At 57.2% G+C, this 13,355-nt stretch carries 12 protein-coding genes; 10 read left to right on the top strand and 2 right to left on the bottom strand.

Annotation, left to right across the window (positions count from 1 at the left end):
• Nucleotides 1–30: 30 nt before the first annotated feature.
• Nucleotides 31–2,160: an intracellular growth attenuator family protein gene (locus ACSEMK_RS12090; RefSeq protein WP_087859069.1), complete on the bottom strand. Its 2,130-nt coding sequence runs from the start codon at nt 2,158–2,160 to the stop codon at nt 31–33.
• 285 nt (nt 2,161–2,445) lie between these two features.
• Between ACSEMK_RS12090 and nudE the strand changes: the two genes are divergently transcribed.
• Nucleotides 2,446–3,006, top strand: coding sequence for an ADP compounds hydrolase NudE (nudE, locus tag ACSEMK_RS12095; protein WP_015703662.1), 561 nt, complete (start codon nt 2,446–2,448; stop codon nt 3,004–3,006).
• Between the two features lie 52 nt (nt 3,007–3,058).
• Here nudE and mrcA read toward each other — a convergent pair whose 3' ends face one another.
• Nucleotides 3,059–5,617, bottom strand: coding sequence for a peptidoglycan glycosyltransferase/peptidoglycan DD-transpeptidase MrcA (mrcA, locus tag ACSEMK_RS12100; RefSeq protein WP_430914875.1), 2,559 nt, complete (start codon nt 5,615–5,617; stop codon nt 3,059–3,061).
• A 214-nt stretch (nt 5,618–5,831) separates the two neighbouring features.
• Between mrcA and ACSEMK_RS12105 the strand changes: the two genes are divergently transcribed.
• The 9 genes from ACSEMK_RS12105 to dam all read left to right on the top strand — a co-directional run bounded on the left by ACSEMK_RS12105 (nt 5,832) and on the right by dam (nt 13,353).
• Nucleotides 5,832–6,617 carry a pilus assembly protein gene (locus ACSEMK_RS12105; RefSeq protein WP_430914874.1) on the top strand — a complete coding sequence of 262 codons (786 nt, stop codon included), beginning with the start codon at nt 5,832–5,834 and terminating at the stop codon, nt 6,615–6,617.
• A 2-nt stretch (nt 6,618–6,619) separates the two neighbouring features.
• Complete coding sequence (locus ACSEMK_RS12110) at nt 6,620–7,159, top strand: PilN domain-containing protein (protein ID WP_430914873.1); 540 nt, start codon at nt 6,620–6,622, stop codon at nt 7,157–7,159.
• Nucleotides 7,143–7,580, top strand: a complete 438-nt coding sequence (locus ACSEMK_RS12115) for a hypothetical protein (protein ID WP_430914871.1) — start codon at nt 7,143–7,145, stop codon at nt 7,578–7,580. Before ACSEMK_RS12110 ends, ACSEMK_RS12115 begins: the two co-directional genes overlap by 17 nt.
• Entirely contained in the window at nt 7,570–7,974 is a 405-nt protein-coding gene (locus ACSEMK_RS12120; RefSeq protein WP_430914870.1) for a HofP DNA utilization family protein, read from the top strand. The genes ACSEMK_RS12115 and ACSEMK_RS12120 overlap by 11 nt, the downstream gene beginning before the upstream one ends.
• Nucleotides 7,883–9,127 carry a DNA uptake porin HofQ gene (gene hofQ, locus ACSEMK_RS12125; protein ID WP_213317297.1) on the top strand — a complete coding sequence of 415 codons (1,245 nt, stop codon included), beginning with the start codon at nt 7,883–7,885 and terminating at the stop codon, nt 9,125–9,127. The genes ACSEMK_RS12120 and hofQ overlap by 92 nt, the downstream gene beginning before the upstream one ends.
• A 269-nt stretch (nt 9,128–9,396) precedes the next feature.
• Nucleotides 9,397–9,918: a shikimate kinase AroK gene (gene aroK, locus ACSEMK_RS12130; RefSeq protein WP_002920267.1), complete on the top strand. Its 522-nt coding sequence runs from the start codon at nt 9,397–9,399 to the stop codon at nt 9,916–9,918.
• 53 nt (nt 9,919–9,971) lie between these two features.
• Entirely contained in the window at nt 9,972–11,066 is a 1,095-nt protein-coding gene (gene aroB, locus ACSEMK_RS12135; protein WP_435336533.1) for a 3-dehydroquinate synthase, read from the top strand.
• A gap of 84 nt (nt 11,067–11,150) precedes the next feature.
• Entirely contained in the window at nt 11,151–12,446 is a 1,296-nt protein-coding gene (gene damX / locus ACSEMK_RS12140; protein WP_430914869.1) for a cell division protein DamX, read from the top strand.
• Between the two features lie 79 nt (nt 12,447–12,525).
• A complete protein-coding gene (gene dam / locus ACSEMK_RS12145; protein WP_015369388.1) occupies nt 12,526–13,353 on the top strand; it encodes an adenine-specific DNA-methyltransferase in 828 nt (275 codons plus the stop codon).
• Nucleotides 13,354–13,355: the final 2 nt, after the last annotated feature.

The raw sequence follows: 13,355 nt of genomic DNA on the forward strand, positions 1-13,355 counted from the left end.
GACAGGGTATCACACCCTGTCGCGCAGGAATTAATCTTGATGATCCGGGGAAGGGATGAGAACCGGATTCAGGCAGCTTTCATAATATTTTTGAATTTCTTCCATGCGCTGGCGCTGGCGCTGATAGCGGCGGATCGCCTGCACGCCGTGCCACGACATACAGCCAAGCATCGCCAGCAGCAGCAGAGTGGTGCCAAGATAGCGCCAAAGTCCGCTGCGATCGGGAATGCGGTGCAGGTTGATATGCTGGGTGCCATTGGCGTCGGTATAAAGATTGGTGACAATCCCCTCCGCATGGAATGGCGTGTGCATCAACATGCCCGCCAGACGCTGCAGCTCGCCCCACTGCTCGTGGGCGGGATAATCGTACAGGCTGATAGCCGGCCACGGCTGATTGACCAGTTCGCTGCCTTCATCGCTGGCGATCAGGAATCCGCCAGGGGCCGGGCTATTTAGCGCCTGCGCCGCGCGGGAGGTTTCACGCATCACAAACGGCGCGGTGGAGGTCGTCACCAGATTCTCCAGCGATTCGGCGCTCACCGGGCGCAGCAACACGTTCACTCCATCGAGCTTACCGGCGGTGGCGCGTTTGGTTAGCGCTTCCCAGTTGCGGGTATTGCCAAGGTTGACCAGCGCGTTCTTCAGACGCACGCAGTCATCTTTCGCCGAGCAGAGCTCGTTGGTTTTCAGCACGATATCGCCGAAGTCATCCAGCAGCACCATTCCTGATTTCTGAATTGCCGAACGTAATGCCGGGCTAACGTGCGAATCGTCGTCCGGGTCAGGATGCAACTGGCGCTGTACCGCCTGGACCAGCGCCGTGGCCTTACCGACGATATCGGATTCCGGCAGCGGCAGGGGAGGCGCATCGTTCCAGATGATCTGCGAACAGTCGAACGGCGTAAACGGCGAGGCTTCTTTCGCGCTCCAGGCGCCCGGCGTGCGGATGTTGCACATCCCGGTACCTTTTAATTGCAGCGTGTCGCCAATACGCACTTTCGCCTTCTCAAGCTGGCCGACGGTGGTGGCTTCGATGGTCTGCGCCCCCTTAAGCCAGGAGAGCGTGAATTTAAAGGGCATATTCAGCGGGACGCTAATCCACAGCATGATGACGACCAACAGCGCGCCGGCGGCGATAATCGCGCTGCGTAGCCAGTACTGCAGCGGGAAGTTTTTCACTTCATCGTGCAGCGACAGGAAGCGCCCCTGGCGAACCACATGGCGGTTAAGATAAATATCAATATCGGTTTGCTGCCCCAGGTCCTGGGCGATCCATGGTTGCCAGTGGCGCGGATAGATAAGGTCGATAATCCCCAGCGAAATATTATTGACGTGTTCCTGGTCGTTCTCGCCAAACAGCCCCCAGCGTTTCGGCATTCCGCGCAGGCAGTGGATCTCGCGTAGCGAACCGGCCAGCGGCGGCGCATAGATGCCCCATAAGCCCGCTGCCAACAACAGTACGCCGCCGCCGAGCAGCCACGGCGCAAAGACGTCAGGGGAGATCAGGCAGCAATAGAACAGCAGGAAGGCTGCGACGATCATGATCCCTTCGCGCAGGCTGTCAGGACGGCTGAGGGCATGCTCTTCCTGAGTTTCCTGGCGGATGTTCAGCAGCTCGACCTGCTCGCTCTCCTCACCGCGAATCGACGCCTGGGTAGCTGATGCGCGTTCAAGCGCGTAGCCGCGGGCTTCCTGCGGATAGTCGCGCAAGGTGTGGTCGTTGAGAACAATCACCAGCGGCAGGCTGTCGGTTGGGATCAGCGAGACGCTGTTTTCGTCGTTGATATGCTGTTCCCAGAACGGCGGCAGGTGCACCTCCACCGAGTCGAGGAAGTATCGCCATTTGTTGGGCTCATCAGACGAAATGCCGTAGCGGGTGACGGCGCGGGTGACGGTATAAACGGTGTCGCTCTGCTCATTCAGTTTCAGGGCGACAGGCGCGACGCTGGCGCCGGTTGCCGGTACCTGTTGCGACTGGCTGAGGCCATCGAGATACTTTTCGACCGCCTGGCGTTCATCATCAGAAAGCTTGCGGGTCGTCGCGTCGCTAAAGGCTTGCAGTAAGGGGAGGCGACGACGTCTGGCATGAGATCGATACCACCACCCGATAAGCAAGACACAGAGTAGCAGAGCTGTGAAAAAGGTCAGAAAGGTGCCCATGCCCATCCCATCGTCATAGTAATTTTAATTGTTTATCGGCACATGTTGTCTAATGCAGGAAATTTTATTGTGCAATGCAGCAGCATGTAAGCTTATCAAAAACGGGAAAACTCAGGAATCGGTAAATTCTCAAAACAAATTCAACCTATTGACTTTTTTATCTTTATGAATCTTTGCATTGCAAGTAAAACGTTGCAACTATGTAAATTAGTGGCAATTTGGATTGCCGAAACCGTGCTGCGTATCGCACAATGACTTCTGTAATCACAGCATAGACCGATGACAATGAGCAAATCATTACAAAAACCCACCATTCTCAACGTTGAAACGGTAGCGCGTTCGCGTCTTTTTAATGTTGAAAGCGTGGACCTGGAGTTCAGCAACGGCGTGCGTCGCGTTTATGAACGCATGCGGCCCACCGCGCGTGAAGCCGTAATGATTGTGCCGATTGTTGACGACCACATTATTTTAATCCGCGAATATGCGGTCGGCACCGAATCCTACGAACTGGGTTTCTCCAAAGGGCTTATCGACCCCGGCGAGACGGCCATGGAAGCCGCCAACCGCGAGCTGAAAGAAGAGGTGGGTTTCGGCGCCCGTCAATTGACCTTCCTGAAGAAGCTCAGCATGGCGCCATCTTATTTCTCCAGCAAAATGAATATTATGGTTGCGGAAGATCTCTATCCGGAATCGCTGCCGGGCGATGAGCCGGAACCGCTACCGCAGGTGCGCTGGCCGCTGTCGCAGCTGATGTCGCTACTGGAAGAAGAAGACTTCAATGAAGCGCGTAACGTCAGCGCGCTGTTTCTGGTGCGTGAATGGCTACAGGCGCAGGGGCGTTTGTAGTTATAAGCGTCTCATCCGGACATAAAAAAAGCGCCTGCAGGCGCTTTTTTTATTAGAACAACTCGTGGGTTTCGCCACCGCTATCGGTAATGGTGGTGCCAACTTCGCGCACCGCCTGATGGGTTGGCTGCGTGCCCTCGATGAAGTACTCGGCGCGGCTGTTGCCGCCGTTAGCCAGTTGACCTGTGCTACGGTCGATATTCACCGTCACAATACCCGGCGGCGGCGTTAACGGCTCTTCCGGCACGCCTTCCAGCACCCGTTTCATAAAGTCATCCCAGGCCGGTTGGGCGCTTTTAGCGCCGCCTTCATAACCCGAAATCTGATCTTTAATCGCGCCGGAAGCGGTGGTACGGCCCAAATCGCGGCGGTGGTCATCGAAACCAATCCACACCGACGTCACGACGCCCGGGCCGTAGCCGGAGAACCACGCGTCTTTCGAACTGTTAGTGGTACCGGTTTTGCCGCCGATATCATGACGCTGCAGGTCGCGGCCCGCACGCCAGCCGGTGCCCATCCAGCCCGGTTCGCCGAAAATATTGGTATTCAGCGCGCTCTTAATCAGGAAGGCCAACGGCGTGTTGATGACATGCGGGGCATACTCCGGCGCGCCGCTTTGCGCGACCAGCGACTGATTAGCCTGCTCAAGCTGCGGCTGCGGCGGAACGTCGCCGTTTTGCGGCTCCTGAGAGGTGGCGACCTCTTCGACATCCTGGTTTTCCAGCACGTTGGATTTCGGCGTATCGCCGTAGATCACCGGCGAATTACACTGCGGACAGGCGACTTTAGGCCGCTCTTCAAACAGCACGCCGCCCTGGTCGTTCTCGATCTTGCTAATGAAGTACGGGTTAATCAGGAAGCCGCCGTTAGCCATTACCGAGTAGCCGCGGGCGACCTGTAGCGGAGTAAAGGAAGCGGAACCCAGCGCCAGTGATTCGGTATGGACGATGTTCTGCGCCGGGAAGCCGAAACGCTGCAGATACTCTGCCGCATAATCGACGCCCATCGCGCGCATCGCGCGCACCATCACCACGTTCTTCGACTGGCCTAATCCCTGACGCAGACGAATAGGGCCGGCGTACTGCGGCGGCGAGTTTTTCGGCCGCCAGTCGGAGCCCGCGCCGGCATCCCAGCGGGAGATCGGCACATCGTTAAGCATACTGGCGAGGGTTAAGCCTTTGTCCATCGCCGCAGTATAAAGGAATGGCTTGATATTGGAGCCAACCTGACGCAGCGCCTGGGTAGCGCGGTTGAACTTACTCTGATTGAAGTCAAAGCCGCCGACCAGAGCGATAATCGCGCCATTTTGCGGGTTGATAGATACCAGCGCGGAGTTCACTTCCGGCACCTGCGACAGCCACCATTTGTCGCCCTCTTTGCGCACCCAAATCTGCTGCCCGGTCTGAATGACGTCGGTCACTTTGCGCGGCGTCGAGCCTTGTTGCGTATCGGAAACGTAGCGACGCGCCCAGCGGACGCCATCCATCGTTAACGCCACCGACGTGCCGTTGCCCAGCAACGCGACTGCTTCCTGCGGATTCGCGGAGGTGACTACCGCCGGCGCCAGCGGGCCGACGCCCGGCAGTTTTTTCAGCGTATCGAGGATTTTTTTGTTATCCCACGGGGTCTCGCCAACTTTCCACAGCACGTTGGCCGGGCCGCGGTAGCCGTGGCGCATGTCGTAATCGAGCACGTTTTTACGCACCGACTGCTGGGCGGCCTGTTGGTTTTTACGCGTGATGGTGGTGTAGACGCGATAGCCGTCTTCGTAGGCCTGCTCGCCGTAGCGGTTGACCATCTCCTGACGCACCATCTCGCTCAGATACGGGGCGGAGAAGGCGATTTCCGGCGTATGGTAGCTGGCGTCAATCGCCTCGCTGCGCGCCTGATCGAACTGTGCCTGGGTGATATAGCCTTCGCTTAACATTCGCGACAGCACCACGTTGCGACGCGCGGTCGCGCGGTCCAGCGAATAGAGCGGGTTAAAGGTGGAAGGCGCTTTCGGCAGACCGGCGATAACCGCCATTTCGCTCAGCGTTAGCTGATCGACTGATTTACCGAAGTAAACCTGCGCGGCGGCGCCGACGCCATAGGCACGGTAGCCGAGGTAAATTTTGTTGAGGTAAAGATCGAGAATTTCGTCTTTATTCAGCAGCTGTTCGATGCGGATTGCGAGGAAAACTTCTTTGATCTTACGCGTTATTGTTTTCTCCGGGCTGAGGAAAAAGTTACGCGCGAGTTGCTGAGTAATAGTACTGGCGCCCTGCGAGGCATGGCCTGAGAACATCGCTACGCTCGCGGCGCGGAAAATCCCCACCGGATCGACGCCATGATGCTCATAGAAGCGGCTATCTTCAGTCGCGATAAACGCTTTTATCAGCTCCGGCGGCATCTGCTGCAGAGTGACGGGGATGCGGCGCTTTTCGCCATATTGCGCAATGAGCTCGCCGTCCGCGCTATAGACCTGCATCGGGATCTGCAGACGCACATCCTTTAAGGTCGCGACATCGGGGAGTTGCGGCTCTATAAATTTGTAGAGGCCATAAATCGAGCCTGCTCCCAGCAGAACGCAACAAACTGCAAGGATAAAAAGATACTTTACGAACTTCACCGGAGAATTCCCATTTAGTTTTATTTGGGCAGTTTATAAACAAACGCGCGGTAGTATAAAGGCAAGCCAGGAGCATTGATATACCCCCACGGGGCGGCTTGCTGGCGCTATGCCTTCCGGACGGCGTGTCGATCGACGCTAAAAGCCTCCATTTCGCCACATGGTATATCCAGGCTGCTCCTTGAATCGCAATCGCGGATAAGGAGATCTAAGCATGACTTTCAGAAATTGGCGTATAGGAATTCACATTCAACAGGATAGCGTCGCCATCGTGGCGCTGTTGTACGAACGCGGGCGCTGGGCGTTGCGTCGCTGGTGGCGAATTCCGCTGCCGCCCGGCCTGGTGGTGCAGGGCAGCATCATTGACCTTAATGAGGCGGTGAAGCGGTTACGTGATTGGCGCCGCGAGCTGCCGCTACAACATCAGGTGTGCATTGCGCTTCCTGCCAGCCGTACGCTGCAAAAGCAGCTGCCTGCGCCACAGGTGTCGCTACGTGAAAGCGAAAGTGCGACATGGATAACGGGCACGATGGCGCGTCAGCTGGAAATGCCTGCCTCTTCGCTGTGTATCGATTACGCCGCCCGCGCGGCTAACGACGGCTGGCAGGCGACGGCGGCTCAGCGTTTGGATATCGACAGCCTGCGTCAACTGGCGCGGCGGCTGAAGCTGCGCCTGACGGCGATCGTGCCGGATGCGGCTGCTCTCACTTCTTTTTTCCCCTGGCTTACTGGCGCTGCTCAGGGCCTGGTCTGGCAGGGGGACGCGCAGTGGTTATGGGCGACCCAGGAGCGCTGGGGCTATTGTCCATGCGCTGAAGTCCCCTCTTTCTCCCACTTAACCTCGCGCCTCAATGATGAACAGTTCCAGCTCTGTAGCAGCCTGCCGTTGGCGGAAAATAGCTTTGATTGCTGGAGCGTGCTCCACCGCCTGCAGCCGCCGCTACCCGCCTGCGGCGATCGCTTTGCTATCGCGCTTGGTTTGGCGCTGGGGGGTAAATAACTATGGCGCAGCAGATTAATCTTCTGCCGTGGCGCGAGACGCGACGGCGGCAAAGCTTGCGTATGGGCGGGCTGCTGGTGGCGGCGATGGCGCTAAGCATTATCGCCCTGACGATAGCGACGCGCACGTTACGTCAGATAGACGTGGCGCAGCAGGTAATGCGCACCCAGGCCGACCATCTGCTTTATTCCGCGTTGTTACAACGCGAGCGGGAGATGGGCGAGGAAATACAGCGCGGTGAGCGGCAGGCACGGCGAGCGCAGCGGCGGGCGGCGACGCGTGCCTGGCAGCCGCGACTGTTATCGCTGGCCGCACTATTACCGGAGCGGCTGTGGCTGACCGGGCTGGACTACCAGCCGCAGGGCATCACTCTTTACGGTCTGGCGTTGAACCTCAAGGCGGTGGCGGCGCTGGAACAAGCGCTTGGCAAGCTGGAGGGCTTTCAACCGGTTACGCCAGGGGCGACGCGGCGTGATGCACAGGGGCGCTGGTCATTCAGCTTTTTCCTTGCTGGAGAAACTACCGATGCGGTTAGCGATTGAACGCCTGCTGGCGCTGAGCGGATGGCCGTTAGCGTTACTCTGCGGCGCAGTGTTGGCTGCGGCAATGTATCTGGCGTTTTCGCTTGCTGCTGTCAGCGCTTCGCAGCCTGCGCCGCCGCCCCTACAGACGCAATGGCGGCGAGTATTGCCGCTGCGCGCCACGCTGCAGCAACGCGTGGTTCATGATTGGACGGCCCGGCGTTTTTCACCGCTGGAGCCACCCGTGGCCGGTATCTTGTTACAGGCCTGGCAACCGCGAGGGCGAAGCGGTGAGATGCTTGCTGTGGTTGACTGGCAGGCGTTGCCGCCGCTGTTTGCCTGGCTTGCCGACTGCGGGGTATACCCTGGCGCTTTTTCATTGAATATCGAAAAAGGGGCGTTGCAGTTGTCGCTACAGCTGGAGAAGGACGATGAACCATAAAGGATACTTGCTGCTGTTGTTTTGCCCGCTGCTGGCAGGAGCGCGCGATCCTTTTTTACCGGTCGAGGACCACTGCCAGACCGCGCAGCTGACGCAGTGGCGTTACGGCGGCGGGGTTGGCCGCCCGGCCCAGTGGCTGGGTCTTGTTCAGGATCATACCGGTCAGTGGCGGCGTGTACGAATTAACGACGTTTTGCCTGGCGGTTGGCGAATTCGACAGCTAACGGCAGAAACATTAACTCTGGAGGCCAGCGCCGGGTGCGAACCCGCACGCTGGGTCTGGTCACGAAAGGGAAGCCAACATGATGCGAAGGATAAGCCTGCTGCTACTTCTGCTGCTGCCGCTGCTGGCCGCGGCGGCGAAAAAAGAACCGCCGGTGTCGTTGGTGGTTGATGATGTACCGGTGGTTCAGGTACTGCAAAGCCTGGCGGAAATGCAAAATCTTAATGTAATCGTGGCGCCGGAGGTCAGCGGTACGCTGTCGCTTCACTTAAACAGCGTTCCCTGGCGACAGGCGCTCCAGTCGGTTCTCGATAGCGCCGGGCTGACAATGGCCCGGCAGGGCACGGTGTTGTACATCCATACACAGGCGTGGCAGCAGGCAAAACGAGCGCAGCTGGAAGCCGAGCAGGCTAAACGCTGGCAGAATCTGCCATTACGCAACCACAGTATCCCGCTGCGCTATGCCGACGCAGACGAACTGGCGAAATCCGGGAGCAAGCTGTTGAGCGCCCGCGGCACGATGACCGTCGATCGGCGAACTAATCGTCTGTTAATCCGCGACGACGATCGTCATCTGCCGGCGCTGAAGGCGTGGGCTGAAGAGATGGATCTGCCGGTCGGGCAGGTGGAGCTGGCGGCGCACATTGTGTCAATGAGCGCGACCAGCCTGCGCGAGCTTGGCGTGAAGTGGAGCCTGGCGGAGGCCAGCAGCACGCCGGGGATGGGGAAAATGACCAACCTGAGCAGCAATCTGGCGGTGTCAGACGCAACCACCCGCGGCGGCTTTAATATCGGCCGGATTAACGGGCGGTTATTGGAGCTGGAGCTTTCCGCGCTGGAGCAAAAGCAGCAGGTGGACATCATCGCCAGTCCGCGCCTGCTGGCGTCGCATATGCAACCCGCTAGTATCAAACAGGGCAGCGAAATCCCCTATCAGGTCTCCAGCGGAGAAAGCGGCGCCACCTCGGTTGAGTTTAAAGAGGCGGTCCTGGGGATGGAGGTGACGCCAACGGTGCTGCAGCAGGATCGCGTGCGCCTGAAGCTGCGCATTAGCGAAAATACGCCAGGCCAGGTTCTGCAGCAGGAAAACGGCGAAGCGCTGGCAATTGATAAGCAAGAGATTGAAACCTTAGTCGAGGTGAAAAGCGGCGAGACCCTGGCGCTGGGCGGTATTTTTTCACAGAAGAATAAGTCGGCGCGCGACAGTGTGCCGTTGCTTGGCGAAATCCCCATACTCGGGCAGCTGTTTCGCCATGATGGTAAAGATAATGAACGACGTGAACTGGTTGTCTTCATCACGCCGCGGATTCTGGCAGTACATTAAGCGGGTTTTTCATGCTAAACACGTTTCAGGTGTTTGACGCGGGGACGGATTTAGCATACAAGGGGTACCGATTTGAGAGTCGGGTACGACATCAATCCTCCCTTTATGTCCGGTGATTTTATTCTGTTGCCAAACCAGCCGGAGTATTGAGATAATTTTTAGTCTGACTCTCGCTCTATTGCATATGAGGTTTCAGTTCATGTCCTGCTGCGCTGGGTGTCTGCGAAGCGGGTTTATCATTAACGAATAGTCTTAGTAGTACCGAAAAAATGGCAGAGAAACGCAATATCTTTCTGGTTGGGCCTATGGGTGCCGGCAAAAGCACTATTGGGCGCCAGTTAGCCCAACAGCTCAACATGGAATTTTACGATTCTGATCAAGAGATTGAGAAACGCACTGGCGCAGACGTCGGCTGGGTCTTCGATGTCGAAGGCGAAGAAGGCTTCCGCGATCGTGAAGAAAAAATCATCAATGAGTTGACGGAAAAACAGGGAATCGTACTCGCCACTGGCGGCGGCTCAGTAAAATCCCGTGAAACGCGTAACCGTCTCTCCGCCCGCGGCGTGGTGGTCTACCTGGAAACAACGATCGAAAAACAACTTGCTCGTACGCAGCGCGATAAAAAGCGTCCTTTATTACAAGTAGATGCGCCGCCACGTGAAGTTCTTGAAGCGTTGGCAGATGAACGTAATCCACTGTATGAAGAGATCGCCGATGTGACTATCCGCACCGACGATCAAAGTGCGAAAGTCGTTGCAAACCAGATTATTCATATGCTGGAAAGCAACTGATTCTGGCTTAATAAAGTGCGTCAGAGTAAAGCAACTGAGGTGGACGTCGCGTTATGGAGAAGCTGACTGTAACTCTCGGGGAACGTAGTTACCCGATTACCATCGCGGCTGGTTTGTTTAACGATCCAGCTTCTTTTCTGCCACTGAAATCAGGCGACCAGGTCATGCTGGTCACCAATGAAACGCTGGCGCCGCTTTATCTTGATACCGTTCGCTCCGTACTGGAGCAAGCGGGTGTCAACGTCGACAGCGTGATCCTGCCGGATGGCGAGCAATATAAAAGCCTGGCGGTGATGGATACGGTATTTACCGCGCTGTTGCAAAAACCACATGGCCGCGACACCACACTCGTGGCGCTCGGCGGCGGCGTGGTTGGCGATTTAACCGGTTTTGCCGCTGCGAGCTATCAGCGCGGCGTACGTTTTATTCAAATTCCCACCACGCTGCTTTCGCAGGTGGACTCTTCGGTTGGCGGCAAAACGGCCGTAAACCATCCCCTCGGTAAAAATATGATTGGCGCCTTCTGGCAGCCGGTTTCCGTGGTCGTCGACCTTAATTGTCTCAAAACCTTGCCGAAGCGCGAGCTCTCCTCCGGCCTGGCTGAGGTCATTAAGTACGGCATTATCCTCGACGGCGAGTTCTTCTGCTGGCTTGAAGACAACATCGATGCGCTGATGGCGCTGGATGAATCGGCGATGGCGTACTGTATTCGCCGTTGTTGTGAGCTAAAAGCCGAAGTTGTCGCTGCCGACGAGCGCGAAACCGGGTTACGTGCTTTACTGAATCTGGGACATACATTTGGCCATGCTATCGAAGCTGAAATGGGCTACGGTAACTGGCTACATGGCGAAGCTGTGGCGGCCGGAATGGTCATGGCGGCGCATACGTCCGAGCGTTTAGGGCAGTTTAGCGCGCAGGATACGCAGCGTATGATTGCGCTGTTGCAACGTGCAGGGTTGCCGGTACGCGGGCCGCAGGAAATGTCTGCAGAAGCGTATTTGCCTCACATGATGCGTGATAAAAAGGTATTGGCAGGTGAAATGCGCCTGGTATTACCGCTCGCTATAGGAAAGAGCGAGGTCCGCGGCGGAGTGTCGCACGATGTAGTTCTTGGCGCGATTGCTGATACTCAGCAGGCGCAACAATAAGAAGGTCTAGCCGCGTCCGCGCGGCGTTATCATTTCGGGCAACATGCAATAATCGTGAGCATAAGCCTTTTAGTGGGGTGTTAAATGGATGATTTCAAACCAGAAGACGATATGAAAGCCGATCGCAACGATCGTCGTGCTGGTCGTTCCCGTCAGTCTTCCGAGCGTGACGCCGATCCGCAGATCAATTTCGACGATCTCGATCTTGAGGCCGATGAAGGCCGTCCGACGCGCGCGAACAAAGCCCGTCGTGAACGCGATGAAGAAGAGTACGAAGAGGACCTCGAGTCCGAAGAAGAAGTAGAAGAAGAGCAGCAGGTTGAACGCCGTCCGCGTAAACGCAAAAAGGCCCCTGCTAAACCGGCTTCCCGCCAGTATGTCATGATGGGCGTCGGGGTGCTGGTACTCCTGCTGCTGATTGTCGGCGTGGGTTCGGCGCTGAAATCGCCATCTTCTTCCAATGAATCCGCTTCTGGTGAGAAGAGCGTTAACCTGTCAGGCGATCAAAGCATGACCGCTGACCAGAACAACAATGCCGCGCAGCCGGCCGATCAAACTGCGGGCAACACCAACCAGCAACAGCCGCAGGACGTTTCTCTGCCGCCGATCGCCTCCAATCCGACTCAGGGTCAACCCGCCTCCGAGCCGCAGGGCCAGCAGCGTGTGGAAGTTCAGGGCGACCTGAATAACGCGCTAACTCAGCAGCAGGGTCAACTGGATAGCGCCGTTGCTAACTCCACCTTACCGACCGAACCTGCGACCGTTGCGCCGATGCGTAATGGCGCCGCGCCGCGTCAAACGACCGAACGCCAGACGGCCGCCACGCCGCGTCCTGCTGAGCGTAAACAGGTGGTGATTGAACCGAAACCGCAAAGCAAGCCGCAGGCTACCGCCAAAGCGCCGGTTGAAACCAAACCTAAACACGTAGAGAGCGCGCCGGCGGCTACCGCCAGCAAGCCTGTCGCCACTGCGCAGACTAAACCGGCTGCGACAACCGCGCCAACGGCTACTGCGCCTGCCGCCACTACCTCCGCCCCGGTGGCCACTGCGCCTGCAGCGACCGCAGCGACCGCAGCGGCTGGCAGCAAAACGGCTGGCGATGTTGGCTCGATGAAGTCTGCGCCGTCTGGCAACTATACGTTGCAGCTCAGCAGCTCCTCTAACTACAACAACCTGAACAACTGGGCGAAGAAAGAGAAGCTGGAAAAATATGTTGTCTATGAGACGACTCGCAACGGTCAACCGTGGTATGTGCTGGTCAGCGGCATCTACGCTTCGAAAGATGAAGCGAAACGTGCTGTCGCCACGCTCCCTGCGGATGTTCAGGCGAAAAATCCATGGGCAAAACCGCTGCACCAGGTACAAGCTGACCTGAAGTAATGCCGCGAGTAGTCTTAAGCGCAGGATGCTGTCGGAGCGATTTCTCCACAGCCGGAGAAAGTGTAATTAGTTAGGCAGCATGAAAAAGAATCGCGCTTTTCTGAAGTGGGCGGGGGGGAAATACCCCCTGCTCGACGATATTAAAAAGCATTTGCCGGAAGGTGAATGCTTGATTGAGCCCTTCGTGGGCGCCGGGTCGGTATTCCTGAATACCGACTTTTCTCGTTATATCCTCGCGGATATCAATAGCGATCTGATTGGCCTGTATAACATCGTCAAATTGCGCACCGACGAATACGTCAGCGCCGCACGTGAGATGTTTACGCCGGAAAACAACGCCGCGGAGCGTTACTATCAGTACCGTGATGAATTCAACCAGAGTCAGGATCCCCTGCGTCGCGCGGTGCTGTTCCTGTATCTGAATCGCCACGGCTACAACGGTCTGTGCCGCTACAACCTGCGCGGCGAGTTCAACGTGCCGTTTGGCCGCTACAAAAAGCCCTATTTCCCCGAGGCTGAGCTCTATCACTTCGCCGCAAAGGCGCAGAACGCCGAGTTTTACTGCGAATCTTATGAAGAGTGTATGAAGCGCGCCGATAGCCGGGCGGTGGTCTATTGCGATCCGCCGTACGCGCCGCTGACGGCGACGGCGAATTTTACCGCCTACCACACCAACAGCTTCAACCTTGATCAGCAGGTACTGCTGGCGAAAAAGGCGGAATCGTTGATGAAAAAGCGGATCCCGGTGCTTATCTCAAACCACCGCACGCCGCTGACGCAGGAGTGGTATAAAAACGCGGCGGAAACGCATATTGTGAAGGTTCGGCGCAGCATCAGCAGCAACGGTGGTACGCGTAAAAAGGTGGACGAGCTATTAGCGCTGTACCGTCCGCCGAAGACCAAATAAAT

It is taken from the genome of Klebsiella sp. K-3 (assembly GCF_051207495.1).
In the GTDB taxonomy this organism is placed as follows: domain Bacteria; phylum Pseudomonadota; class Gammaproteobacteria; order Enterobacterales; family Enterobacteriaceae; genus Klebsiella; species Klebsiella aerogenes.